The sequence below is a fragment of the Ferdinandcohnia salidurans genome (assembly GCF_042680725.1).
In the GTDB taxonomy this organism is placed as follows: Bacteria; Bacillota; Bacilli; order Bacillales; family Bacillaceae_L; genus Ferdinandcohnia; species Ferdinandcohnia salidurans.
This window is the reverse complement of record NZ_JBHUEK010000010.1, coordinates 307,515-333,116: the sequence shown is the minus strand read 5'-3', so window position 1 is coordinate 333,116 and position 25,602 is coordinate 307,515. Positions and strand designations below refer to the sequence as shown.

28 protein-coding genes, 1 pseudogene and 1 riboswitch are annotated in these 25,602 nt (G+C 37.7%); of the genes and pseudogenes, 8 read left to right on the top strand and 21 right to left on the bottom strand.

Annotation, left to right across the window (positions count from 1 at the left end; translation table 11 throughout):
• Window positions 1–428 precede the first annotated feature (428 nt).
• On the bottom strand, window positions 429–1,934 hold the full coding sequence (locus tag ACFSFW_RS08935) for a leucyl aminopeptidase (RefSeq protein ID WP_388037318.1): 1,506 nt from the start codon (window positions 1,932–1,934) through the stop codon (window positions 429–431).
• Between the two features lie 216 nt (window positions 1,935–2,150).
• Between ACFSFW_RS08935 and ACFSFW_RS08930 the strand changes: the two genes are divergently transcribed.
• Window positions 2,151–2,621, top strand: a complete 471-nt coding sequence (locus tag ACFSFW_RS08930) for a divergent PAP2 family protein (protein WP_304215984.1) — start codon at window positions 2,151–2,153, stop codon at window positions 2,619–2,621.
• Window positions 2,622–2,654: 33 nt separating this feature from the next.
• Here ACFSFW_RS08930 and spsC read toward each other — a convergent pair whose 3' ends face one another.
• The 5 genes from spsC to ACFSFW_RS08905 all read right to left on the bottom strand — a co-directional run bounded on the left by spsC (window position 2,655) and on the right by ACFSFW_RS08905 (window position 6,397).
• Window positions 2,655–3,338, bottom strand: a complete 684-nt coding sequence (spsC, locus tag ACFSFW_RS08925; RefSeq protein ID WP_388037315.1) for a stationary phase survival protein SpsC — start codon at window positions 3,336–3,338, stop codon at window positions 2,655–2,657.
• A 156-nt stretch (window positions 3,339–3,494) separates the two neighbouring features.
• Window positions 3,495–3,821, bottom strand: a complete 327-nt coding sequence (locus ACFSFW_RS08920) for a YuiB family protein (protein WP_304215987.1) — start codon at window positions 3,819–3,821, stop codon at window positions 3,495–3,497.
• Between the two features lie 137 nt (window positions 3,822–3,958).
• On the bottom strand, window positions 3,959–5,185 hold the full coding sequence (locus ACFSFW_RS08915; RefSeq protein ID WP_304215990.1) for an NAD(P)/FAD-dependent oxidoreductase: 1,227 nt from the start codon (window positions 5,183–5,185) through the stop codon (window positions 3,959–3,961).
• 340 nt (window positions 5,186–5,525) lie between these two features.
• The gene (locus tag ACFSFW_RS08910) at window positions 5,526–5,891 is read right to left on the bottom strand and encodes a HesB/IscA family protein (RefSeq protein WP_099361735.1); all 366 of its coding nucleotides are present in this window, start codon (window positions 5,889–5,891) and stop codon (window positions 5,526–5,528) included.
• Window positions 5,892–6,160: 269 nt separating this feature from the next.
• A complete protein-coding gene (locus ACFSFW_RS08905; protein WP_304215994.1) occupies window positions 6,161–6,397 on the bottom strand; it encodes a YuzB family protein in 237 nt (78 codons plus the stop codon).
• Window positions 6,398–6,593: 196 nt separating this feature from the next.
• Here ACFSFW_RS08905 and ACFSFW_RS08900 point away from each other — a divergent pair, with 196 nt between their 5' ends.
• The gene (locus ACFSFW_RS08900; RefSeq protein ID WP_388037310.1) at window positions 6,594–7,661 is read left to right on the top strand and encodes an NAD(P)/FAD-dependent oxidoreductase; all 1,068 of its coding nucleotides are present in this window, start codon (window positions 6,594–6,596) and stop codon (window positions 7,659–7,661) included.
• 50 nt (window positions 7,662–7,711) lie between these two features.
• Here the strand turns inward: ACFSFW_RS08900 and ACFSFW_RS08895 are convergent, their stop codons facing one another.
• Complete coding sequence (locus ACFSFW_RS08895) at window positions 7,712–8,041, bottom strand: YuzD family protein (protein ID WP_304215996.1); 330 nt, start codon at window positions 8,039–8,041, stop codon at window positions 7,712–7,714.
• 210 nt (window positions 8,042–8,251) lie between these two features.
• On the opposite strand from ACFSFW_RS08895, the gene ACFSFW_RS08890 reads away from it, so the two are divergent.
• Complete coding sequence (locus ACFSFW_RS08890; protein WP_099352680.1) at window positions 8,252–8,488, top strand: NifU family protein; 237 nt, start codon at window positions 8,252–8,254, stop codon at window positions 8,486–8,488.
• Between the two features lie 167 nt (window positions 8,489–8,655).
• On the opposite strand, the gene thrB is transcribed toward ACFSFW_RS08890, so the two are convergent.
• From thrB to yutH, 5 genes are all read right to left on the bottom strand, one after another.
• The gene (thrB, locus tag ACFSFW_RS08885; RefSeq protein ID WP_304215997.1) at window positions 8,656–9,573 is read right to left on the bottom strand and encodes a homoserine kinase; all 918 of its coding nucleotides are present in this window, start codon (window positions 9,571–9,573) and stop codon (window positions 8,656–8,658) included.
• On the bottom strand, window positions 9,563–10,630 hold the full coding sequence (thrC, locus tag ACFSFW_RS08880; RefSeq protein ID WP_304215998.1) for a threonine synthase: 1,068 nt from the start codon (window positions 10,628–10,630) through the stop codon (window positions 9,563–9,565). The genes thrB and thrC overlap by 11 nt, the downstream gene beginning before the upstream one ends.
• The gene (locus tag ACFSFW_RS08875) at window positions 10,627–11,925 is read right to left on the bottom strand and encodes a homoserine dehydrogenase (RefSeq protein ID WP_388037304.1); all 1,299 of its coding nucleotides are present in this window, start codon (window positions 11,923–11,925) and stop codon (window positions 10,627–10,629) included. Before ACFSFW_RS08875 ends, thrC begins: the two co-directional genes overlap by 4 nt.
• A gap of 230 nt (window positions 11,926–12,155) precedes the next feature.
• On the bottom strand, window positions 12,156–13,139 hold the full coding sequence (locus tag ACFSFW_RS08870) for a 2-hydroxyacid dehydrogenase (RefSeq protein ID WP_304215999.1): 984 nt from the start codon (window positions 13,137–13,139) through the stop codon (window positions 12,156–12,158).
• 48 nt (window positions 13,140–13,187) lie between these two features.
• On the bottom strand, window positions 13,188–14,192 hold the full coding sequence (gene yutH / locus ACFSFW_RS08865; RefSeq protein WP_304216000.1) for a spore coat putative kinase YutH: 1,005 nt from the start codon (window positions 14,190–14,192) through the stop codon (window positions 13,188–13,190).
• Between the two features lie 162 nt (window positions 14,193–14,354).
• Here yutH and ACFSFW_RS08860 point away from each other — a divergent pair, with 162 nt between their 5' ends.
• Entirely contained in the window at window positions 14,355–14,837 is a 483-nt protein-coding gene (locus ACFSFW_RS08860; protein WP_388037438.1) for a phosphatidylglycerophosphatase A family protein, read from the top strand.
• A gap of 102 nt (window positions 14,838–14,939) precedes the next feature.
• On the opposite strand, the gene nucF is transcribed toward ACFSFW_RS08860, so the two are convergent.
• Together nucF and hepT are read right to left on the bottom strand one after the other, a co-directional pair.
• A complete protein-coding gene (gene nucF / locus ACFSFW_RS08855) occupies window positions 14,940–15,710 on the bottom strand; it encodes a 5' nucleotidase NucF (protein ID WP_304216002.1) in 771 nt (256 codons plus the stop codon).
• A gap of 18 nt (window positions 15,711–15,728) precedes the next feature.
• Entirely contained in the window at window positions 15,729–16,169 is a 441-nt protein-coding gene (gene hepT / locus ACFSFW_RS08850; protein WP_304216003.1) for a type VII toxin-antitoxin system HepT family RNase toxin, read from the bottom strand.
• Window positions 16,170–16,352: 183 nt separating this feature from the next.
• Between hepT and ACFSFW_RS08845 the strand changes: the two genes are divergently transcribed.
• Both ACFSFW_RS08845 and ACFSFW_RS08840 read left to right on the top strand, forming a co-directional pair.
• On the top strand, window positions 16,353–16,619 hold the full coding sequence (locus ACFSFW_RS08845; protein ID WP_099352672.1) for a DUF3055 domain-containing protein: 267 nt from the start codon (window positions 16,353–16,355) through the stop codon (window positions 16,617–16,619).
• A 112-nt stretch (window positions 16,620–16,731) separates the two neighbouring features.
• Window positions 16,732–16,962: a cytosolic protein gene (locus ACFSFW_RS08840; RefSeq protein ID WP_121446480.1), complete on the top strand. Its 231-nt coding sequence runs from the start codon at window positions 16,732–16,734 to the stop codon at window positions 16,960–16,962.
• 52 nt (window positions 16,963–17,014) lie between these two features.
• Here the strand turns inward: ACFSFW_RS08840 and ACFSFW_RS08835 are convergent, their stop codons facing one another.
• The gene (locus tag ACFSFW_RS08835; protein WP_099352671.1) at window positions 17,015–17,290 is read right to left on the bottom strand and encodes a YutD family protein; all 276 of its coding nucleotides are present in this window, start codon (window positions 17,288–17,290) and stop codon (window positions 17,015–17,017) included.
• A gap of 125 nt (window positions 17,291–17,415) precedes the next feature.
• On the opposite strand from ACFSFW_RS08835, the pseudogene ACFSFW_RS08830 reads away from it, so the two are divergent.
• Window positions 17,416–18,060 (top strand): annotated as a pseudogene (locus ACFSFW_RS08830) (YhcN/YlaJ family sporulation lipoprotein); the annotation flags it as partial.
• Window positions 18,061–18,236: 176 nt separating this feature from the next.
• Here the strand turns inward: ACFSFW_RS08830 and lipA are convergent.
• Window positions 18,237–19,136 carry a lipoyl synthase gene (gene lipA, locus ACFSFW_RS08825; protein WP_099352670.1) on the bottom strand — a complete coding sequence of 300 codons (900 nt, stop codon included), beginning with the start codon at window positions 19,134–19,136 and terminating at the stop codon, window positions 18,237–18,239.
• Window positions 19,137–19,390: 254 nt separating this feature from the next.
• Here lipA and ACFSFW_RS08820 point away from each other — a divergent pair, with 254 nt between their 5' ends.
• Window positions 19,391–20,386 carry a M23 family metallopeptidase gene (locus tag ACFSFW_RS08820; RefSeq protein ID WP_388037297.1) on the top strand — a complete coding sequence of 332 codons (996 nt, stop codon included), beginning with the start codon at window positions 19,391–19,393 and terminating at the stop codon, window positions 20,384–20,386.
• 72 nt (window positions 20,387–20,458) lie between these two features.
• Here ACFSFW_RS08820 and ACFSFW_RS08815 read toward each other — a convergent pair whose 3' ends face one another.
• The 5 genes from ACFSFW_RS08815 to ACFSFW_RS08795 all read right to left on the bottom strand — a co-directional run bounded on the left by ACFSFW_RS08815 (window position 20,459) and on the right by ACFSFW_RS08795 (window position 25,529).
• Complete coding sequence (locus ACFSFW_RS08815; RefSeq protein ID WP_142354001.1) at window positions 20,459–20,572, bottom strand: methionine/alanine import family NSS transporter small subunit; 114 nt, start codon at window positions 20,570–20,572, stop codon at window positions 20,459–20,461.
• Window positions 20,569–22,110 (bottom strand): sodium-dependent transporter, encoded by a 1,542-nt coding sequence (locus ACFSFW_RS08810; protein ID WP_304216004.1) that lies wholly within the window; start codon window positions 22,108–22,110, stop codon window positions 20,569–20,571. Before ACFSFW_RS08810 ends, ACFSFW_RS08815 begins: the two co-directional genes overlap by 4 nt.
• Window positions 22,111–22,359: 249 nt before the next feature.
• Window positions 22,360–23,943 carry a Na+/H+ antiporter NhaC family protein gene (locus ACFSFW_RS08805; RefSeq protein WP_388037292.1) on the bottom strand — a complete coding sequence of 528 codons (1,584 nt, stop codon included), beginning with the start codon at window positions 23,941–23,943 and terminating at the stop codon, window positions 22,360–22,362.
• 126 nt (window positions 23,944–24,069) lie between these two features.
• Window positions 24,070–24,252: riboswitch (Lysine riboswitch) on the bottom strand.
• Between the two features lie 92 nt (window positions 24,253–24,344).
• Window positions 24,345–25,103 (bottom strand): sporulation protein YunB, encoded by a 759-nt coding sequence (gene yunB, locus ACFSFW_RS08800; protein WP_388037289.1) that lies wholly within the window; start codon window positions 25,101–25,103, stop codon window positions 24,345–24,347.
• A 123-nt stretch (window positions 25,104–25,226) separates the two neighbouring features.
• Window positions 25,227–25,529, bottom strand: a complete 303-nt coding sequence (locus tag ACFSFW_RS08795) for a YunC family protein (protein ID WP_304216006.1) — start codon at window positions 25,527–25,529, stop codon at window positions 25,227–25,229.
• Window positions 25,530–25,602: the final 73 nt, after the last annotated feature.

The following is a 25,602-nucleotide window of genomic DNA, read 5'->3' as shown; positions in this document are numbered from 1 at the left end:
TATACCGATTACGCCGTTTGCGGTATAGCACATATCGGTTGGCGATATAGAGATATATCGATTAAGCCGTTTGCGGTATAGCACATATCGGTTGGCGATATAGAGATATACCGATTACGACGTTTGCGATATAGCACATATCGGTTGGCGATATAGAGATATACTGATTAAGCCCTTTGCGGTATAGCACATATCGGTTGGCGATATAGAGATATACCGATTGCGACGTTTGCGGTATAGCACATATCGTTTGGCGATACAGGGATATTCCGATTATGCCGTTTGCGGTATAGCACATATCGGGTTGTGATACAGCAAGATATATCGATAAATCAGGTTGCGATATACTATTACCATTTATCGTTGCGATCTGGTGATATGTCGTCCTATAAAAAGAAGCCTACCCGTAAGGTAGACTTCTCAATCATCTATTCTTCTGTTTCACCAAAACGCTCTACTAGGGTTGCGAGTGTACGGACCATGACCCCTGTTGCACCGGCTGGGCCTAGATTATGAGCTGAAGTGGTCGTTGCTGTTCCCGCGATATCTAGATGAACCCATGGTGTATCTTCTGCGAATTCGCCTATGAACGTGCCAGCGAAAATCGCATGTCCATCGCGACCAGGTGAATTATTTAAATCGGCAACCTGGCTTTTTCGAACACGCTTCTTATGATTTTCTGTGATCGGCAAACGCCAAATGGGTTCGCCAGCTTCGATGGATGCTTCTAATACCTCTTCAAAAAAGGCTTCATTGTTTGTCATTGCACCAGTAATATCATTACCTAAAGCGACAATCACTCCACCTGTTAATGTCGCAACATCTACTAAATAAGAGGCTCCATGAAACTTCGCATAGGTGATGCCATCTGCTAATGCAAGTCGACCTTCTGCATCCGTGTTTAATATTTCAATCGTTTTACCATTCATAGAAGTAACTACATCATCAGGCTTGAATGCATCACCGCTAATCATATTATCTGTTGATGGGATAACAGCGACAACATTCTTTTCTGGTCTTAGTTCCCCGATGATCTCCATGGCTCCTAAAACTGCAGCTGCTCCACCCATATCTGATTTCATGCCTACAATGCCGTCTTTTGGCTTGATGGAGTATCCACCTGTATCAAAGGTAATTCCTTTTCCAACTAGTGCAATGACATCTTCCCAGTTCTCTTTCCCTTGATATTTAAGAACAATCATTTTAGGAGGCTCTACAGAACCTTTATTAACCGCTAAGAGGGCGCCCATTCCGAGCTTTTCCATATCCTCTTTTTCTAGTATTTCCACTTCAAATCCATATTTCTTTCCGAGTTCTGCTGCATAATTCGCTAAATCGGTAGCTGTTAACATATTTCCTGGTAGATTCACAAGAGTTCTGGCAGAGTTTGTTCCTTGTCCATACGCATATCCGACAGTTAAACTTGCTTGGATCTCTTCTGTATCGCCACTAGAATAAACAACGACTTCTTCAATTTTCTTTTCTGGTGCATTTGACTTTTGCTTGTAATCAGCAAATTTATATGTAGACAATGCAAGGGCTTCTCCGAACGCATGAGCAACATCTAGTACATCTAATTCCTTCGTAACAAAGGAATCCAACCCTACTGCAAAGCTTTCAACCTTTGCTTCAGAGATTGTTTTAACAGCCTTCCCAAACGCCTCTCTGAGAGATTCAAGAGTTTGCTTTTCTTCTTTTCCAAGCCCTAAAAAATAAACTCTTTTTATTGGTGCCTTCCCTAATGTATGTACTTTTGAAACCGTATTTTGCTCCGCCCGGATATCGCCTTCTTTTAACAGTTCTGTAATTTGTCCATCTAATAAGAGATCTAATTCTTTTGTAAGACCTGTTGTTTTTTGGTTTTTTGAAAAAAGGCCGAGTAGTAATGCTTCATGTGCTTCAATTACTTGTGCTTCATTTTTAACGTTAAACATGGTTACACCTCCAATATATTTTACCTTTTTATTATAAACTTCGAGACACTAAATTTCATCTTCCAACAATCGGTGAATATTTCATTTTGCAGGCGCAACCAAATTCTTTTATAATGATAAAAAGTAACTTTGTTTTACATGAGATGTCGTTTCTAAAAATTTCGAACATATAAAACAAATATAGAAAATGGATGTTTACGAGAGGAAGAAGTTTACATGGAGCTTTTTACGAATTTTCCCCTTTGGGCTGCACTTGCTGCAATCGGATTTGCACAATTTGTTAAAGTCCCTCTACATTTTTTTGTAACAAAAAAAGTTGATTGGTCGTTAGTCACGAGTACTGGTGGGATGCCTAGCTCCCATTCAGCTGCCGTTACTGCGTTAACGACTGGTATTGCCCTAGAACAAGGCGTAGATTCCCCTTTCTTCGCAATAGCAACAGTGTTTGCTGTCATTGTGATGTTCGATGCTTCTGGTGTTCGTAGACATGCTGGTGAACAAGCGACAGTTCTCAATCAGCTTGTTGCAGATTTTCAAAAGTTTGCAGAGGATGCAAAACTATGGCCAAAGCTTGATGAAGATAGCAAAAGAAAGGAATTAAAGGAATTATTAGGTCATAAACCTATCGAGGTATTTTTTGGTGGATTAACTGGGGTCTTATTAACTTTATTACTTCATATCCTTTAAAATACAAAACGGGCTAATCTTTATGATTAGCCTTTAACTTTTTTCACCTAAAATTTGTTGCCGGAATACTTGCATGGACTTATCCTCATTCATTGCGGCGATTTCTTCTTCAGATATTCTTCCGTCACCCATCTTGATGACATAAACATCGAGGGTTTTCTTCCCCCATTTTTTATAAACATCATCAACTGTATCATAGTACAAATCTATTTTATTTCCTTTGATGGCTCCGCCTTTGTCAGCGACTACTCCATACCCGTAGTCGGGGATAAATAGAATTGTTCCGATTGGAAACACATCTAAATCCGCTGCAATTGTTGAATACAAATCACGTTTCACCTTAACACCTGAATAGGTAATCCCATAGGATGGGTGATTCGCATCCTTTCCTGTTGATTCAACACCTGCCGTATATCCAGTCGCGACAACTGTTTGTGTTGGGTATTTGGAAAAATCAATGGCTTCTTCAATAGGTAATGTGGTTTCTAAGCCAGAGGCTGAGACCGCCTTATTTCCATTAGCAAAAAATAAAAATTTTGATACCCATTCTACACTTTTAATTCCTACTGCTTGCGATTTCTCTTGAAATTGGTTGCCTATCCAGTTTGTAAGGTCTTTCGTCTGCACTCCTGAAAAAGATTGGAACGTAGTGATTAGTGCTAATGCAAATAGGAATGTCATTGCACTTCTTCTTATCATTGTGTTTAAACGAAACACATTTTTCCACTCCTCTCACGACTCTATTTCTTTCCAATTTGGCAAAAAAATATTCGTTTATGAGTGGAAGATAATTGTAAGCAAAAAAATAAACGTAAAGATTTTATAAAAAAATCCTTACGTTTCTTTTTGCAATTTCTATATAGAAGTGGCTTCCTAAAACATTCTGTATCCTTTTTTTCGAAGGAGCTTTATGATCACTCCTGATAAAACCGCACCAGCAAGACCGCTAAGTAAAATCGCAATATCTAGAGGAGCTAATGTCGTGATACTCTCACCTAAAGAGCTAAATGCAGTAGATGGCGATGTAAAATAATCAAGAAAAGATACATCTTGTATGATTGCCAAGGCAATTATTGGATAGATAATGGCCATAATCCACGACATACGTAATAGCATATTAAGAATAAATCCAATTCCAAAAAATAATACGAAAAACAATAACATCGAAATTAAAAATATCGGTAAAAAACTGAGTGACATGGCAACTCACCTCCTAGGACAAATCCCTTCCTAGTGTACTAAAGGTATGATTAGTGAGTCAATTGATTTCACTTACCAAATCGCACAATTATGTAAAAAAGGAATGCTACGATAATAGCATTCCTTCGTTAATATTGTTAAATGAATTTTAATTTACCTTTTTTAAGAACAAGTGATGGTCCGCCCACGATTAATAGAGCACGGTTATCAATTACTTTCTTCATGAATGCTGCTTTTGAGCCCCAAATTTTTCTGCCAAATACAACACCGATTCCATCATGCTCACCAAGTGAACATACAGTTCCTTTGTTATCAAATGAAAATTCACCAAGTTCTCCTTGTCCACGAACTAGTACCGCAATGTTTTTCGCAACTAATGCACCTTGTTGCATTGCGATTTGTGCAGTTGGTGGGTATGGACGATTGATTTCTTCATTAATAACTAGTGAGCTATCACCAATGAAGAAAACATCTTCATGGCCTGGTGCACGAAGGTCTTTGTCAACTTTCACACGACCACGCATTGCTTCAAAACCAGAAACTTCGATTACGCTGTTTCCACGAATACCTGCTGCCCATACAACAGTTTTCGCCTTAATTTCTTCTGTCACATCGTCTTTTCCAACGATGATTCCTTCAGGTGTACCTTCTTTAATCGCTGTACCGATTTTAAATTCTACACCTTTTTTCTCTAAGTGGTTCACTGCATATTCAACTAATTCAGCATCAAAACCAGGTAATACAGTTGGTGCTGCCTCAACACAAATGATTTTTACTTTATTTTGGTCAACATCGAATTCACGGCAAAGTTCAGGAACTCTATTTACAAGTTCTCCTAAGAACTCAATACCAGTAAATCCTGCTCCACCAACAACAATTGTTAGACGAGTATCGTCTTTTTCTTCTTCAGTGTTATATGTTGCGAATTGATATTCGATATGTTCTTTAATTTGACGAGCTGTATTTACATTTGAAATTGAAAATGCGTATTCTTTTAGGCCTTTAATTCCAAAAGTCTCGGATTCTCCACCAAGTGCTACAACTAAATAATCATATTCAACCTGTGAATCGTCCTCAAGAATTACACGTTTGCCTTCACGATCAATCTTTGCTACAGAGCCTTTTACAAATTTAACTTTATGTCCACTAATCACGTCTTCAATTTGGTAACGTACACGGTCCGCCTCTAAAGTACCTGCAGAAGCTTCATGTAACCAAGTGGTCTCATAGTGATAATCATTTTTATTAACTAGTGTAATATCAGCTTCATTTACACCTAAAGTTTTTTGTAAGTTAACAATAGTGGTTAATCCACCGTATCCTGCACCTAAAACTACGATTTTTGGCTTTCTCACTGTAATCACGCCCACCTTTTCTTTTTTGCAGTCAAAAACACTTATTTCTATTTTCAACTGTAAGCTCTAATTTTATTGATAAAATATTTTGTGATATCCTTCACGTAAGATACCATTATTGGACAAAAAAGATTCCGATATTTGTCAAAAAGTTGTACTATTTAATATCCACATCCTATATTATGCCTTTTGTATTGTTTTTTCAAGTGTTTGAGGACCTTTTTGAATATTAAAAAAATAAAAAACAACCCTTTTTGGAGGTTGTTGGAAAATTGTTATTTTTTTAGTCTTAAAATTGCCATATTATAGGGTGAAAAAGTCGGGCCCACAATAGAAGCCCAACTTACAATTAGCAGTTTTCAGGTGTTCCTGCTACTTTTGCCGTACGGAAGGAAGAACCACATCCACAAGATGCAATTGCATTTGGATTATCGATGGTGAATCCGCCACCCATAAGGGATTGTTTAAAGTCTATGTTTACACCAGTTAGTATCGGAGCATCTTCTTTATTGATGATAATCTTGATACCATGCTGTTCATCTTGGCGATCATTTTCACTTACTTCTTGTTCAAAGCCCATTCCGTAAGAAAGTCCACTACAACCGCCACCCTTAACAGCAACACGCAGGAATGATCCTTCTTCCTCATTCTGTTTCATCATATCTTTAATTTGAAAAGCAGCCGCTTCAGAAATGGTAACTACACGATCTGTCATGTTTGTAACCTCCTTCTTTTTCAAGCTTACTAAATAGGTTATTACTATTAGTATAATGGTAATCGGGGTTTGTTACAAATAATCTGTCTAATGGTAAATTTTTTTCTTACCTCTAGTATAAAATGGTATTATTTGGAGCACAATAAGATTATCCCCCGTTTTTTTTAGAAACTCTTCATTCATTTAATGGAGGGTTTTCTTTTTTTTGCCCAAAATTTAAGAAAAGCAGTCAACATAGACTGCTTTTCTTGTATATAAAATGTTTTGTATTAGAACATTGGGTTTTCTTCTAAATAGGCATAGATGTTTTCAACAAGCTCATCAGCTGTTTCACCAGTAACTACATCCCCATTTACAAGAGCATATAGTGACTCAAAGCATTGTCCACAATAGCTTAGGCATCCGTATTCAATCACATCAAGATTAGGATCTTGTTCAAGAATTTCCTTTGCTTTCTGTGAGCCACTTGCCAAATTACTAACACAAAACTCAATGATAGGATTCACTGGTATTCACCTCACTACAACTACCTATCGTACTCTTATTTTTTCGATTCGTCAATTTTGTGAATAGCGGTTGTTATTTTGTCATAATTTCGCTATACTTTTAGTGTTTGTAAAGGATAACGAATTAGCTAAAACTTTGTACTAACATTGGATGAATACGCTTTAACTAAAGAGAGTAACAAAGGGGATAATCATCATGAAAAATCTTGTCATTTTAGGTGGAGGGTATGGTGGAATGCGGGTTTTACAACGCCTTTTGCCAAATCAATTACCCGAGGATATACAGATAACCTTAATTGACCGTGCGCCTTATCATAGTTTAAAAACGGAATTTTACGCGCTTGCAGCAGGGACTATTTCAGACTCCCATGTACGTGTAACATTTCCAGAACATCCACGTTTGCACGTAAAGTATGGGGAGATTACGGGCATCGATTTAAATGAGAAACTTGTTCACATGAATGATGAAGAATCAGTTAAGTATGATGATTTAATAATTGGATTAGGATGCGAAGACAAGTATCACAATGTTCCAGGAGCCAATGAATACACAGACAGCATCCAAACCATTGATAAAGCAAGAAAAACCTATCAGAAGCTTAATAATCTTCCGGCAGGTGCTACTGTTTCCATTGTTGGAGCAGGCCTAAGTGGAGTTGAACTTGCAAGTGAGCTTTATGAAAGCAGACCCGACTTAAAAATCAAACTTTTCGATAGAGGGAAACATATACTTTCAGCTTTCCCTGAAAAATTGAGTATGTATGTAGAAAACTGGTTTGATAAGAATGAAGTTGAGATTATCAATAACTCAAATATTACAAGAGTGGAAGAAAATGTACTCTTCAATAATGACCAACCTGTTCAAAGTGATGTTGTTGTGTGGACAGCTGGTATCCAGCCTAATAAAGTTGTTCGTGACTTAGAGGTTGAAAAAGATGGAAGCGGCCGAGTGGTATTAACAAAACAACACAATCTTCCAAATGATGAACATGTATATGTTGTTGGTGACTGTGCAAGCTTACCACATGCGCCAAGTGCTCAGCTTGCTGAAGGTCAGGCTGAACAAATTGTTCAGGTCCTTGTAAAGCGTTGGAAGGGCGAAGAACCTCCAGCTGAGTTTCCTAAAATTAAGCTAAAAGGTGTTCTAGGATCTCTAGGTAAAAAAGAAGGATTTGGATTAGTTGCAGAACGAGCTCTCACAGGACGTGTACCTCGTATGTTAAAATCTGGGGTATTATGGATGTATAAGTATCATAATGGGTGATCAAAAAATGCACGGTTAGTCAATGACTTTCCGTGCATTTTTATTATTCATTATTCAGCTGCCTTGTATCCGTATTTCTCCATTTCTGCATAAATGGTTTTTAGCTTAGGGCTTCCTTCTCCGACAATGGTGCCCTCTAGAACTACAACTGGGTAAAACATATCTTCCTCAATCACTCGTGTGGCAAAGGTTTTTTTCTCTTCATCCCCAGGTGGATCAAAAATATCAACATGAGTAATATCGAATGGTTGGTTCGGGAACTTTCTGCTTAATGCCGCTTCAAGCCACTCATAAGTCTCCTTTGAAGAAGGAAGATTGACACAACTCGGACATAATATTTCCGCACCGTACACACAGATCTCGACCTTTTGGTTTTCCATTTTATGCTCTCCTTTTCCCCAACTAACTCGTCTACAATCATTTCTTTTTCCATTGTACTAAAAATCTGTTAGAATAGACACCAAAAGATAGTATTCTCATTAAGGGTTTGTAATTAAAAATTGGAAAAATGCTTCTCTTGGTTTTAATAGATTTTTTCCAGTAAACAGATTATAATAATTATAAAGGTATGAGGAAAGGAGTCAATCGAAATGGCTGAATTAGATATTAGAGAGCAAGTACAAGAAGTATTAGATAAACTTCGTCCATTTTTACTTCGTGATGGCGGAGACTGTGATTTAGTTGATATTGAAGATGGTGTTGTAAAGCTTCGTCTTTTAGGTGCTTGTGGAAGCTGCCCAAGCTCTACAATTACTTTAAAAGCTGGGATTGAACGTGCGTTATTAGAAGAAGTCCCGGGTATCGTTGAAGTTGAACAAGTTTTCTAATAGATAAATGAGTGATGCCTCAAATTTTTGAGGCATTTTTTTTGTGCGTAAAAAGGCTAGTGGCAGTATTTCTGGATTAGTGGCAGTATTTTCGAATTAGTGGCAATTAGTGACAGTATTTAAATATTCGTACTCAAAAAAGCGAAACCCATTTCGGTTTCGCTTCTTTATTCATGTAATGAAAGTGAAGTTAACACACTGCCGTTTTTCTCAATCGATACTTCTTCAACCTGATATCCTTCAAATGCAGATGATAACTCATCTCTAAGCTGTTTTCCTCGTCCACATTCAGTGAAACAAATGACTGTTGGCCCCGCTCCGCTTATGGCTACCCCAAATGCTCCTGCGTTTTTTGCTACCTGATGAATGTGACTGAATTCAGGAATGAGCTTTGCACGGTATTGTTGATGGAAAAGATCGAGCTCCATCATTTTCCCCATTAATGCAAGGTTCTTAGTTAAAAGAGCAGCGACCATTACATTACTTATCGAGCTTGCTTTAACCGCCTCAGGATAGGATAATTCCGTCGGAAGCACACTACGGGCATCCTTTGTTTTTAGTTCATATGGTGGAATGACAACCACCAAATCAAAGGATAGATCATTCACATGGACGAGATCCGTGTCTTTGCTGCCACGATGACTGCCAATGACTAAGCAACCGTATAGCGATGCCCCTACATTATCCGGATGTCCCTCAAATTCACAGGCTAAATCAAGCTTTTGTTGGTTTGTTAATTGAAGATTACAAAGTTCATTAACCAGTTCAATTGCAGCGATTATAGCGGCTGCACTACTTCCCAGACCTCTTGCTAGTGGAATATTGCTATGAACATATACCTTGCAGGGAGGCAGCTCATAGGAGAAAGTACGAGCTACCTTTTCTGCAATTTGATAGATAAAATTATCTTTACCAGTTGGAGTATCCGCAATTTCTTCTGATTGTAGGACAAACTCCCACTCTTGACTTGGTTCAACTTGGAGAGTTAAATAACGATTGACCGCTAACCCTACTGAATCAAATCCAGGTCCAAGATTTGCCGTACTTGCTGGTACTTTAATTTGAAAGGCTTGATCAAACTTCATGTAGTACGGCTCCTCTGATATGTTCATAGACAAGCTTTTCATCGTTCGGCAATACCACAGGCTTTATAGAAGTTGCTTCGATTGCAATATTCGGGTCCTTTAGTCCATTTCCTGTTAGAACAGCAACGATTCGGCTACCTTTTTTAATTTCACCACTGCGTACTTGTTTGATTACTCCAGCAATGGAGGCACAAGAACCTGGTTCAGCAAACACGCCTTCTTTTCTAGCTAATAATTGATATGCTTCAAGGATTTCGTCATCTGAAACCTCATCAATTTTACCTTTTGACTCACTTGCAGCCACCACAGCACTATCCCAGCTTGCTGGATTTCCGATTCTGATTGCAGTTGCTAATGTTTCAGGATTTTCAATCACTTGATTCTTTGCAATTGCCGCTGCACCTTCTGCTTCAAATCCACGCATTTCAGGAAGACCTGTATTGTGACGCTCATTATATTCTTTGAAACCTTTCCAATACGCTGTAATGTTACCAGCATTTCCAACCGGAATCGCTAGTACATCAGGAGCTCCGTCTAATTGTACACAAATTTCAAATGCTGCTGTTTTTTGTCCTTCAATTCGATATGGATTTACAGAGTTTACGAGAGTAATAGGAGCTGTTTCACTAATATTACGAACCATCTGTAGCGCATGGTCAAAGTTTCCTTCAATTGAAATGATTTCAGCTCCGTACATAACGGCTTGAGCTAGTTTACCCATTGCAATCTTGCCCTCAGGGATGACGACAATACAACGTAGTCCTGCACGTGCAGCATATGCAGCTGCAGCTGCTGATGTATTCCCAGTTGATGCACAGATAATTGTATTGCTGCCTTCTTCAACTGCTTTCGCAACCGCCATTACCATCCCACGGTCTTTGAAGGAACCAGTTGGGTTTGCACCTTCTACTTTTACATATAATTCAACCCCAAGATCCTCTGAAATGGAATGTAGCGGAATTAAGGGTGTATTCCCTTCATTTAAGGAAAGCATTGGAGTATTTGTATTCACCGGTAAATATTCACGAAATTGCTGTAATAGTCCTTGCCATCTCATCCTAGGTTTCCTCCTTCAACTCGGTAAGAGCTCTTAACATCTTGAATAATCTGTAAATCTCTAAGTTGTACTAAAATTTCCTCGTAATCTCGTAATGATGCTTGATGAGTAACAAGTACAATTTCAGCTAAATCTTTATTTTTAAGCGGTAATTGAAGAATTTTCTCAAAGCTTACACCGCGTTCTGAGAATAGGGATGTAAGTTTTGCAAATGCTCCCACTTGATCTTTTACGTGAATACGTAAAAAGTATTTTGAGAAGATCTCAGAATCGTCTTTTAGTTTCTTCTCATATTGAGGGGACACGCTACTTTTACCATTTACTCCAAGTCTCATATTTTTCATAACTCCGACTAAATCGGAAACAATTGATGTTGCAGTTGGTAGGCTTCCTGCACCCGGTCCGTAAAACATCGTTTCTCCAACTGCTTCTCCATACACATATACCGCATTAAATTCATCATTTACTCCAGCAAGTGGGTGTGTTTCTGGAAGAAGAGTTGGTTGAACACTTACTTCAACTTTTTCCCCCTTACGATGGGCAGTACCGATCAACTTAACAACATAACCTAATCGTTTACTGTATTCGATATCCTCACTTGTTACAGTTGAAATTCCTTGAACTCGAACATCTTTAAGATCGATATTCATGGAGTATCCTAATGTTGCAAGGATTGCCATCTTTCTTGCAGCATCTAGACCTTCAACATCTGCTGTAGGGTCTGCTTCTGCATAGCCAAGCTCTTGTGCTTCTTTTAATACATCTTCATAAGCACTACCGAACTTCGTCATTTTTGTTAAAATGAAATTAGTGGTTCCGTTCACGATTCCCATCATTTTAATGATTCTGTCTGAGGCAAAGCCATCTGCTAACCCTCGAAGGATTGGAATCCCACCGGCAACACTTGCTTCATAAAATAGGTCACAGCCATTTTCACTTGCAACAGTTAATAGCTCTGAACCGTATAATGCCATTAAATCCTTGTTTGCTGTGACAACGTGTTTTTTATTACGTAAAGATTGAAGAATAAGCTGTCTAGTGTCATCTACTCCCCCCATTACTTCAATGACAACATCGATTTCTGGGTCTTCAATTACCTCGTTTGCATTAGTTGTCAAAAGGGAAGGTTCAATTTCTACCGTTCTATGTTTATGTATGTCTTTCACTAATACCTTCTTAACCTCAATTGGGCAACCAACCTGATGCATTAATTTATCTTGATGATTTTTTAAAATCGTAACAACGCCACTACCAACCGTACCTAATCCTAATAATCCAACTGAAATTTTTTTCATTATTCATCCGCCTCCTCTGTATTTCTGAGAAATACAATTGTCTTCCTATAAAAGACATTATAGTGGTAATACTATGCTTTTACAAGTGCTTTTTTTCAGACTTTTTCCTTGAAAACGTTTAACACACTGATATAAAAGGGATACATTTAATAAAAAAGTTTTTATTTTGTAAAAATTCAACTTATAAAAGAACACCTTCTTTACGAAGGTGCCTCCGAAGAAATATTTGATTACTGAAAAACCCATTCCTTATTAACGAGTGTTTTGGGTTGTTGATTGATAAGAACAAGTTCAATATTTTCACAGCATAGTTTCATCATCTTTTCACGGGTTTCAGTACTTGAGCTTCCGATGTGTGGCAATGCTACGACATTTGGAAGTGTTAATAATGGATGATCTGCATCTACAGGCTCTTTTTCAAAAACGTCGAGTCCTGCTGCGGCAATTTCACCATTAACTAACGCTTGATATAAAGCATCTTCGTCAACAACTGGCCCTCGAGATACATTAATAAAAACTGCAGTATTTTTCATGTTCATAAAGATTTCCTTATTGAATAAACCTCTTGTTTCATCCGTTAGTGGAGTAAGGCAAACAATAAAATCAGAGGTTTCAATTAGCTCTTTAAAGGATGCGTAAGAAGCACCAATGCGTTCTTCTGCAACTACATTACGGGAGCGGTTATGGTACAAAATATTCATATCAAACCCTGTTGCGCGTTTTGCAACTGCTTCACCGATTTTGCCCATCCCGACGATCCCAATTGTTTTATGATGGACATCGCTTCCTGCTAGCAATAATGGACTCCAACTTTTCCATTCGCCTTTTTTTACAAATTCAGCTGCTTCCACAACTCGTCTCGCAGTTGAAAGCAATAAAGCAAAGGCTAAATCGGCTGTAGTATCTGTTAAAACATCAGGTGTATTGCATATCGCAATTCCCTTTTGATTTGCATATTCTACGTCAATATTGTCATAACCTACAGCAAGGTTTGCGATTACCTTTAATTTTGGTGCTGCATCAAGAAGCTCTTTATCGACTTTATCTGAAAGCATTGTTAAAAGAGCGTCTGCTTTTTTTACCTCTTCAAGTAGGATCTCTCTTGGAACGGCTTTCTCTTCTTCATTCCAAATATGTACATCTGCTACTTCCATTAGTGGTTGAATTGCGTTTTCGGAAAGTTTTCTAGTAATAAAAACATATGGCCTAGTCATGTTTCACCTCTAAGAAAAAATTATCTTTCTCTATAGTACCATACATTTTTATTTTTGAAGCCAGCTGATAGTTGGAATTGTTAGTCTTTTTTCTTCAACTCCTACACTTGATAAAAAGGTCGCTAAAAAGCGTTCATGTTCACTGGAATGCTTCAGAATGGATTCTAATCTCTTACAATGCCTTTCCATTTGCATTTCTGAACCTGTCATATAAAACCCTTCAATACATTCAAAAAAATGCAGTGGAAATAAAAGGCGTGCATATAGAAGTCGCCAAGAGAATGCAGAAAGTGGGCTGACCCTCTCATATTCCTTCAAAAAATGTACAATTTGTCCGTTTTGTCTTGTTTCTCCATTAACATATTGGTCCCGAATAAATTCTGCAAGGTCCCTTGTATAATGGTCAAAAACCCAATCCGTAGGTAGCTTCGTATAGGAATTCCGATCCCAAGAATTTTCCGTAAAACGATGGTGACATATCGTGGCCGAATCGATTGCAGAAGGCGTTTCATCTATTTCTGTATCAACTAGATATTGGATTGCATTTTCTGTTAAGCCTATATAATATGGAAAAGCCTCGACAAATAAGGTTTCAAACTCGTTTTGCGGATGCTGCTTTACTTTTTCCTTCCAGAACAACTCCATTTGATCCAATCTTTTTTCCCATAAGAACTTCCACTGTCCGATTCGATTAACCTTCTTTACTTGATAAGGAAAACTTCTGCCTCGTTTATGAAACCGGGCCAACTCATACCCTAATGAATTGGAAACCCTATGGCTATATACTGGACATCTAATCATAACTGCTTCCTCATCATTGATAATGGTGCTTAATTTTCCTTCTGTTGTAGGTAAAATGGAGCCAACACGAATATCTCCCTTTTGAATCATGTAATCACTAAGATGTTTAATTTCAATCAGTTCTTCTTGTTCCAAATTTGATATTGGCACAATACAATATACTATATTTCGATAGATGATCGCTTCATAGCCGAATACTCTTACAGATCGATCCACTTTTAATTTGTATTGCTCCAAAAGTGTTTCTTTCATAAATCATCGCTCCCCGCTCATACTATTAAGACTACGTATTGATTTGTATAAAACATCTATATGAAACAAAACGTCATTACTTGTGGTAAACTAGGAAATATTAGTAAAAATTATTTTGAAATCAGAAGAAATTAGGTGAACAAGATGAGTCAAGAAAATAAAATGAATGAGATTGAAAAAACAGCCAGAAAATGGTTGGAGGAAAGAGGCGTCACCATTCAAGATATTGCGGAGTTGGTGTATTATCTACAAAGCAAATATCACCCAGATTTAAAAATGGAAGACTGTATTCATAATGTTGACCGCGTATTAACAAAACGTGAAATCCAAAATGCAGTACTAACAGGGATTCAATTAGATAAACTTGCTGAGAAAGGCTTACTTGAGGAGCCATTACTATCAACAATCAAAGTTGACGAAGGACTATACGGAGTAGATGAAATCCTTGCCTTTTCAATTGTGAACGTCTACGGCTCAATCGGATTTACAAACTACGGATACATTGATAAGAAAAAACCTGGAATATTAGAACGCCTAAATGATAAATCAACTGGGGAATGTCATACATTTTTAGATGATATTGTGGGCGCAATTGCAGCGGCAGCATCAAGTCGTTTAGCACATCGAGCAGCAAACACAGAATAAGGATAAAAAAAGATCAAATCCAATCGATTTGATCTTTTTTATTTGACGATAAGGTTATTCCGAATTTTGTCCATATAAAAAAACGCTCAAATTTGAGCGTTTTTAAATGCGTTCCATCCATTCCTTTAAGCTATGGATTGCATAGGTAGGAGGACGGTCATATCCTTTTAGTATTTCTGGGGTTGTAACACCTGTATGAACAAGCAAAGTATCAATACCTGCATTCATACCTGCCATAATGTCTGTATCATAATAATCACCAATCATGATGGTATCCTCTTTTGGAATCCCCAATTGTTTTTGCGCTTGTTCCATGATAATTTTTTCTGGTTTCCCAATAAAAGTGGGTTTTACTGTTGTTGAAACAGTGATCACTGAAGTTAATGAACCATTCCCTGGTAGAAGTCCACGCTCAGTTGGAATGGCGATATCACCGTTTGTCGAAATAAAGGTTGCACCATTTCGTACTGCTAAACAAGCAATGGCGAATTTTTCATATGTAAGGGAACGGTCTATCCCACAAACCACAAAATCTGGGTTTTCCTCTTGAAATGTAAAGCCTTTTTCCTCTAATGCTTGGTAGATACCATCTTCACCAATTACATATACACTTGCCCCTGGTTTCATATCATACATATAATTTGCCGTTGCTTGACTAGTGGTGAAAACCTGGTCTGCTGTACACGCAATATCAAAGTCACGAAGTTTGGTTGCTACCTGTTCGGGTGTTCTCGATGAATTATTTGTAACAAACAAATATGGTATTTGCTTTTGATTTAATTTATTTACAAAATCACACGCTTCTTTAATACGCTCTGTTCCACGGTACATAGTACCGTCTAAGTCAAATAAGTATCCTTTGTATTGTTTCACTACTTCTATCACCTTTTTTTAGTTTTTAAATGCTGAAACCGGTCCTAATTCATTTTCAAGATAAGATCGTACCGCTTGTGGAAAGCTTGCAAGACTTTCTTTATTTTTTTGAAGGCTCAAGATTAATTCATCATGATTAATCTCAAGATAATCTTGAACAATTACTTTTCGAAAACGAATAATTTCTTTCAGTTCATTCGCTACTTCAGTTGTCACTACTTTTTCATCTTCAAGTATATCAATGATATCCTCATAGCTACCTGGATCACGCATAATAAAGCCGTCGATCATCGAATTTCCGACATCTAAAATTGCCTCAATTGTAAGATGACAGATTCTCTCTAACGCTTTCTTTTCAACCACGCTTGTCCAACTTGAATTAGCTGCTACAATTAATTGTAAATTCTCTTCGTAAAAAAGAAGGGTTTTTTCAATCTTTTCCCGGTCAACAAAATACATAGTATCACCTTCAGTTTATAATCTTTACCCACAATCTTTTATATACCACATTATTTTACCATAAAGTTTATAATCATTCATGGTATGCCCCTCATTCATTGCATCTATAAATTCGTTTTCTAATTCGTACACCTTTGTTATGATAAGTGTAAATGACTGTTTCTTAAAAGGAGAGAATCCATTATGTCTGAACGTTTTTTCTTATATGATGATACAATCGACACACAAACACGGTTTGTAAGCTTTATGGGGGAACACCAGCGTTACGACTTAGCTGTTGTTAAATCTGACCGCTATTATGGCAAGCATATTGTTTTAAATATCTTGAGCAATCGCTTTGCAATTATCGGTAGAGATGACCTAGATGAGCCCGGCTATATCGAACATGCCTATCAGCTGTCTGAAGAGGAAGCAGAGGAATTACGTTCTTTTCTGTATGAAATTGTCTAACATAATTACGTAATGCTGCGAAAACACTAGAAGTAAGAAGTGAGGTGTTTTTCAGGTGGCAGATAAAGACAAGGAAGAAATAAAGTATACCGATTTTTCAAATGTGGAGACGATGAGAAACTTCTTAACCTTTGAGGAATATCCAGAAGGTCCTTATGGAACACCTCGGGGTAAGGATACTCCTGTAGAGAACAAAAGCACACCGTGGAAAGAAGGACAACGAACCTATAGCAACTTTAACTATGAGTTCAAATCACTTCACCAGGATCTTCCTAGACAATTCCCTGGGGCTCATCCCACACATGATGACAAGGATGAAAATGCCGAACCACCTTATGACTAATAGGAAGGTTCAAGCCATAATAAAAGTACAGGCAGATAAGTTAGCCTGTACTTTATTTTTTTACCTTTTTTAAGACAAAATAGGCGCAACCGAAATTGCAATATTCGTATAAATATTCAGAAAGGGTACTTATTTTTGTATCAAATGACGCTTTTTGGTTTTTATCATCAAAAAAACCTTTTAAGCGAAGCTGTTCATATCCCCAGTCCCCAACTATATAATCATACTTCGCTAAGATATCACTGTATCTCGCACGAAAAGCTTCTTCATTAAATCCATCTTTTAGCTCATCAATAAGCTCATATGTAGTGTTACCTATGCTAATCACTTTAATCACCTCGTACCCCATACTAGAGGATGTTCACTATATATCCATTATAGCCAATCAATCCATCAATTACTATGCGAAATTTTTGTTGAATTGGTCACCCTACAACTGAGGGGGTGTCAAGATTGAAAAAATACACAATCATCTCAGGCTTAATTGCCTTAACTGCTTTAACAGGTTGCGGTACTTCTGACGACAATGCAGGAGTCTACCATGAAAGTGGAAATACAATATATCGAACTGACCAAAATGAGCTTTACAATGCGAAAGGCGTAAAAAACGATGGTAAAGAAATGACGAACTTTGGCTATGTTCGTCATCAAAAAAATCCAGTCCCTGGCCGTGTGAATGTATACAGTGATTTACCAACCATGGACAGGGAAAAAGTAGCAGATTTAATCAGTAAAATCTGTACAAACATTCCGAACGTCAAAGATGTTGGTACGCTTGTAACGGATGAAGAGGTCCTTGTTGCATATGATACGGATTCTAAAGATCGTATGTTAACGGCAGACCAGGTAAAACGTTCCGCATTGTCAGTTGTTCCGAGGTATTTCCATGTATACGTTTCGGATAATCCTGACATGATGAACCAAATTGAACGATTCGGCAGACTTGACTCAGATAGTCGAAATGTCGATCAAATTATTACATCTACTATTCAACAAATGATTAAATCTCCACAAGGATATAAAGTAAGCGATGGTGAAAATGAAAATGGGGAAATGGAAGGTGGCTTAAACCCTGAGTATGAACGTCGGGCAAGGGAAAACCAAGACTTCCTTCAAAACCCTAGTATCAACAATAAAGATGGAAAAATGGAATTCAACCCTGAAATTGATCGCACAACCGATAATAAAGGGAATGAAGACCAAAAGCGAGATGACGGAAGAGAATTATTGCAAAAAGGAACGCACTAAAAAAAAGGGGATTTCCCCCTTTTTTTTTATGCTTGCTTAACTTGTTGATTTGATTTTGCTGCGTTTACTTGTTCATCTGCATGATAAGAAGAACGTACAAGAGGGCCAGCTTCACAATGACTGAAGCCTTTACTTAATGCAATCTCTTTTAATTCCGCAAATTCATCTGGATGATAGTATTTTTCAACTTTCAAATGCTTTTTCGTAGGTTGTAAATATTGACCAATTGTGATGATATCTACATCGTTTGCTCGAAGGTCGTCCATTGTTTCAATGATTTCTTCCTTCGTTTCGCCAAGACCGATCATGATACTTGATTTTGTTGGGATGTCTGCATTCATTTCTTTTGCACGACGTAAAAATTCAAGTGAACGTTCATATTTCGCACGTGCACGAACACGGTCAGATAAACGGCGAACCGTTTCAATATTATGGTTCATAATATCGGGCTTTGCATCCATTAAGGTTTTTAAGTTTTCGTACACTCCACCCATATCAGATGGTAGCACTTCGATTGATGTAAATGGATTCTTTTTACGAATTGCACGAACGGTTTCTGCAAATACCGCAGCTCCCCCGTCCTTCAAATCGTCACGAGCAACTGTTGTAATAACAACATGCTTTAATCCCATCATTGCGACAGAATCAGCTACACGCTCTGGTTCTGCCCAATCCAGTTCATTTGGAAGTCCAGTCTTAACCGCACAGAAACGACAAGCGCGAGTGCAAGTATCCCCAAGAATCATAAAAGTAGCTGTTTTCCTTACAGCCCAGCATTCATGAATATTAGGACATTTTGCTTCCTCACAAACGGTATGTAATTGTTTTTCTCTCATCATTTTCTTTAAGCCTGTGTAGCTCTCATTCGTATTCAGTTTTATTTTTAGCCATTCCGGCTTTCGAAGATATTCTTGTTTTTTTGACATACTTCATCACTCCATTGCAAAGGCTATCCCTATTATACTCCTAACTTCTTTAAGAATCCAAGTATTCGATTTATTTGTATTTTTTAGCTTCCAACAATTAGTGATTATGAAAATGAAATGATTTAACAAACTAACAGGGAAGAGTACTTCTTTTTATTTAATTCCAACTAGACAAATTCGTCTATTAAGTACCTATAGATGCCTTTAAGAAACATACATCCTTGTGTTATTTTAGTGAAAGGAGATTTGCATGCGTGAACAGAAAACTTGGTATAGTAGTTGTTATTTGCTTACTTTTTACGTGTATGCCTTTGGATGCAAGTGCAAATGAGGATCAACAAAAAATTTTTCAGGAACGAATGAACCTCTATACAAAGATGGAAACAGTAACACAGATTCCATGGTACTATTATGCTGCTATTGACCAGTATGAAAGAAGCATCCGTCGTTCCCGAAAGGATATTCCGAAAGAAACAGGGTTAATTGGAATTTATATTAAACCCGAGGCTTGGGCGGGGGCTTTAAACCCCAATCCAAATGATTCGAATCCATATAGCATTCAGCTATTTGGAGGAATTGGACTTGATGGCAACGGGGATGGTGTTGCTGATCAAACAAATGATGAGGATATCCTACTTACAATTTCAGAACAAATTTTAGCTTACGGAACTGACCCTGATAATATCAAGATTGGTTTATGGGATTATTACAAACGGGATAAATCCGTTTCACTAATTACGGGAATCGCTAAAATCTATTCAGCATATGGCACACTTGATCTAGATAAACACGCCTTTCCGGTTCCTCTTGGCTATAATCATAGCTATAAGAATACATGGGGAGATGCGCGTGGCTGGGGAGGTCGTAGAATGCATGAAGGCACTGACATCTTTGCAAGCTACGGAACACCAGTAAGGGCAACCTCATATGGCATCATCGAAATGAAAGGTTGGAACCGATTTGGTGGGTGGCGTATCGGAATCCGCGATGTGAATAATACGTATCATTACTTTGCTCATTTAAATGGATTTGCAAAGGATATTGCAATCGGTCAGGTTGTTGAGCCCGGTACAGTGATTGGCTCTGTTGGAAGTTCTGGCTATGGACCACCAGGCACTGCCGGAAAGTTCCCTCCACATCTTCACTACGGAATGTACAAAGACAATGGATATACGGAATGGTCCTTTGATCCGTATCCACATCTACGGGCTTGGGAACGATCAGAAAGACAAGCAAGGAAACGTAAATAAAATAAAAGGCTGTGGTATTTTTACCACAGCCTTTTTCCGTTCTATTATGACCCTCTTTTTATATTTATTTCTTTAACCTTGTTTCGCTTGTTTAGCCTTTTTTGCAGCATGTGCAATACTTGCTACTAGACCTCCCCATAAAATGACCATTCCAATAACCATCATAGCAATTGCACCACCGGTCATAGTCCTACCTCCTTGTCACTACTAGAAGAATAGTTGTCATTTAACGCCTCATTACTCCATTTTTTTAGTGAGAATACGATCCCTAATATAATAACTCCTGCTGCAATGAAAACACCTGGGAAGAGTATAAATGAAGTTGCATACCCTTCATAGTTACCAGTTGCATTATCAAATTGTTGTAGGATATTTTGTTTGAATAAGTCAAACATCATATATCCTAAAACGACTGGTGTGATTACGCCTAAACAAATCTTCCACCAACCACCTGCACGAATATCGGATATTGCATTTGCGTGCGCTTGTAATGGATTCATTTGCTTGAATACCCAAGCAATAAGTATTACTTCAACTAATCCGGCAACAGCAATACCAAATTGGTTAATGAAGTAGTCAACTACATCTAGGAAGTATAAGCCTCCATTTGTAGAGTATAGAATTGAAATAAGTGATGCTAGCCCTGCACCATATATGACTGCCTTGTTACGAGTTAGATTAAACTTATCTTGAACTGCTGCAATGAACACTTCACAAATCGAAATAAGTGATGTTAATCCGGCAAATACTAACGATAAGAAGAAAAGCGCTCCGAAAAATTCGCCAAATGGCATTTGGTTAATAATTTGCGGGAAGACCGCAAATGCTAGACCAACACCCGCACTTGCTACTTCTTCTACAGGTACATTCGCTTGTGCTGCCATAAAGCCTAGTGCAGCGAATACCCCGATACCAGCTAAAAGTTCAAAACCTGAGTTCGCAAAACCAGTAATAAATGCATTGTTTACTACATCGGACTTCTTAGGTAAATAACTTGCATAAGTAATCATAATTGCAAAACCAATTGATAAACTAAAGAAAATGTGTCCGTATGCCGCAACCCAAACCTCTCCAGACATAATCTTATCCCAGTTAGGTTGGAAGAATGAATTTAGTCCTGTACTTGCTCCTTCAAGTGTTACTGCTCGAATAACGATAATCGTAAAAATAACTAATAGTGTAGGAATGAAAATTTTATTCGCTTTTTCAATCCCCTTTTTCACGCCTTTAAATAGGATAAATAGTGTAATTGCCCACACAACGACTAAAGGTCCAAAAACACCAAGTACTGGTGCTCCTACATCACCTGGAGTTTCAGCTAAATGCAAGTATTTAGAGAATAGGAATCCTCCTGTATCTTCTCCCCACGCTTTATTAAATGAAAAGAATGTATACGAAATTGCCCATGCGATAATGACTGCATAATAGGTCGCAATTACGAAAGAAATTAGTACCTGCCACCACCCGAGCCATTCTAACTTTTTATTTAAACGGAAAAATGACAAAGGTGCTGATCCTCTAAACTTTTGTCCGATTGTGAATTCTAGAATTAGGATTGGTATTCCAGCTGTTAAAATCGCAAATAGGTACGGTAGAAAGAACGCGCCTCCTCCATTTTCGTAAGCAACATATGGAAATCTCCATATATTACCTAAACCAACCGCAGAACCGATTGCAGCCATTACGAATCCTGCCCGTGTCCCCCACTGTGGACGATTATCCATAAACAAACCTCCCCTTTCCTACTTTAGTCCATTACCGTATTATACCTTTAGCACTAGACACAAGTTGGAAATTTTTATATTTTCAGATTATTTTCTATAATCTATTTATTAGTATAGCCAGTCTTTATCTCTATGTCAAAAGTTATTTTAAAATGAAATTTACTTTTAAAATAAAAGAGACAAAGGTTCTAATTCCCTCTGTCTCTTATATACTAGTTAAGTTCGATTGTTAACATTTGAATAGTAATTCTATGCGTTTTGTCTGTTTTTCATAGTGAGAACAAAAATAACAAATAATACTAAGGTAGTAAGCACTCCTAATAGGGTACTGCCTGTTAGACCTAGTACTATATATCCGATTACAGCGATAACGGCAGAAGTGATGGCATAGGGTAGCTGAGTCATTACATGATCAATATGATGGCTTCCCGCTCCAGTAGAGGACAGAATAGTTGTATCTGATATTGGTGAGCAATGATCACCAAACACGGATCCCGCTAAGACAGCAGCTAAAGCCGGAAGTAATAAATTAATATCAGATGCCGCTGCAATGTCTCCTGCAATCGGAAGCATCATCCCAAAGGTTCCCCATGACGTCCCAGTCGCAAACGCCATAAAGCCTGCTACAATGAATAAAATGACCGGTAAAAATGCAATATTTAAATTGGACCTTTCTACAAGGCTCGCTAGATATTTACCTGTTTCAATTTGTCCAATCAAGTCAACAATTACCCAAGCAAATAGTAAAATGTATACAGCTGGGAGCATTGATTTTATCCCTTCAACAATACCTTTAGGAAGGAGACCAATGTTCAAAGCTTTTTTTGCATAAACCTGAACAAAGAACAAAATAAGTGTAACAAGAATACCTAGGATTCCACCGGATAATAGCGAACCTGTTACATTAGTATTTTCAAAAATCGTAAAAATGGTTATATCGCCTTCTGAAGCTTTGTAGCCTGTCCATAATAACGAGCCAACCGTACCGACAACTAATGCAATAATCGGCCAAACTAAATCACCGACAGTACCTTTCTCACTTTGAGGTAATTCCTGTTTTAATTCCCCTAATACCGGTTTTTCAGGATCTGTTACCTCCCCTGTTGTTAATGCACGGTTTTCGTGGGTTTTCATACTACCAAAATTAATATTAAAAATGGCTACAGCTATTACCATTAAAATCGAAACTAATACATAGAGGTTTAACGGAATCATTTGAATAAATGCAGATAAAGGTGAATACTCCGCTACACCATGTGTGACTAAAATAGGTGCCAAGATCGCAATAATATAAGCACCCCAGCTAGAAATGGGTGAGACAACACAAATTGGTGCGGATGTTGAATCAATAATATAGGCTAGCTTTGCACGTGAAACCTTATTTCGGTCTGTAATGGGTCTACTTACTTGTCCAACAGCCAGAGCATTAAAATAATCATCAATAAAAATAATAATACCTAAAAAAGCAGCTAAAAGCTGTGCACCCGTTCTTGTTCTAACTTTTGTTTGGGCCCATTCGCCAAAGGCACGACTACCGCCAGAAATGGAGATAAAGGCAGTAATAACTCCTAATAGGAATAAAAATAAAATAATATATACATTCCATGTATTAAGTGCGCCTTCTGAAACGAAGACTCCTTTAATGCTATTCCAGATTGTGAGTAAAACGTCTTGCAGCCAAGCTCCGACTCCTTCATTCTTGAGTACATTTCCATGTAATACGAATGCCGCCGATAGAATGCCGACTCCAAGTGATAGTAGAACTCTTCTTGTTAATATAACCATGAGAAGTGCAATGATTGGTGGGATAATTGAATATATTGTTCCAGACATGATATGATTCCTCCAAGTATTTTTATGGAGGGCGTGGTGAAAGAAGATACTCTTTAGAAGACAAAAAGAGAGTATGATAGAAAATAACTATCATTACTCTTTTGTAATGTTATGTTATCCTCCATCACGATCAGTAGCCCTCCATTATAGATCATTTCTATAATGACAGTGTTACCCTTTTTCAAGGCAACCCCAACAAAAATAACATTGACGAGTTTATTTTTGCTTCGGCAAAAAATCCTTTCAACTATGATCTACGTTGTCATCCTCACATAGTTTACTCTTATTTTCCGCACCTCTACCCCATCGATCCGATAAGGTGGTGTATTCATTTATTAATTCCTTCGCTAGTATATACGATTTTCCGCTTTGATTCAACTATTCTAGTATAGTATTTTTTTCTAATTTGTCGGTATCTCTATAGAAGGAGATGATTCCCCACCATTATTGTAGAAATCTGGAACATCATGTAAAATGTTTTGATTGATAACCGGGATAATGGTTTCAATTTCAACCTCTCCTGTTGAGAAAGGTAAAATAACCTGCATCGTCACTGTCGCAAGAACATTATATTGAAACCACCCATTATTAATCCCCCACTCGTCAATTCTTCCTTGTGGCGTTGTTTCCCCAAATCCAATCATATGAAAACGAATCGGTATTTCCGGACCTAAGTTTCCTAAAAGGGCATTATTTGTTGCTTCCCCAAGGGGTACCTTAAAAACAAAGCCCGTTTGTCCACTGGCATCATCTGTCTCAATTTCTAAATCAGGATATTCAAGTTTGTTAACTTCACCTTCATTTACATATTTTAAGTATCGTTCAATATTTCCGAGGGTCTTTGTCGCCATTTTGTTGACGACCTGCGTATTGTAGCTAATCACTTTCCCATTTTCATCCGTTTGCACAATACTCAAATCCTCTTGGACCAATTCTTCCTCATTTAATTGTTGATTAATAGCATTTTTAATAACTGTGGCAGCAACCTTCTTCGTTTCATTTTCAGCATATGCCATAAGAGCAGGCTCTATCGCTTTGTTAATAATGAATAAACCAATAACAGTTGAGAGAATAAAAAAGACAAATGTTAATAAAAAGACGTAACGGAAAGGCAAGGGCCCTTTCCTTCTTGGTTGTAGACGAGCTCTGTACTTTCCCAAACGAAAATCCCCCCTTACAAGCTATGTGTATGCAAGTAAGGGGGGATGTACGATAACTATTTTGTTCGACAACATTTAAGTGATGCCACGTACTTTTATATGGTATACCTTCTCAGGTTAATATTAGATCATCTTTAGTAGGGCGTCTTTGCCTTTCATACCTACTGTAATGCCTCGATTTTCGGCTTCAATTGTAATTGATTCAAGAGGGGCATCCAGTAATTGCTCGATTGTACGAACACCAACTGCCCTACCAGCAATAATGCCTCGTTCTTTAAGTTTTTCATTCAACAGTGCAACATCGAGAGCTCCACACATAATATAGCCATTTTCATTTGTGACTGCCATAAAATTTGTTTTAGGTAGGTTAACGGTAATGGCTGTAAATTGATGATTATCAATTACTATTGGTGTCATTGAGACCATTCCTAGCACACTCCTTTCCCTAACTAATTTATGTAACGGGAAAGTGATATGTGTTTGAAATAGTGATAGTCAT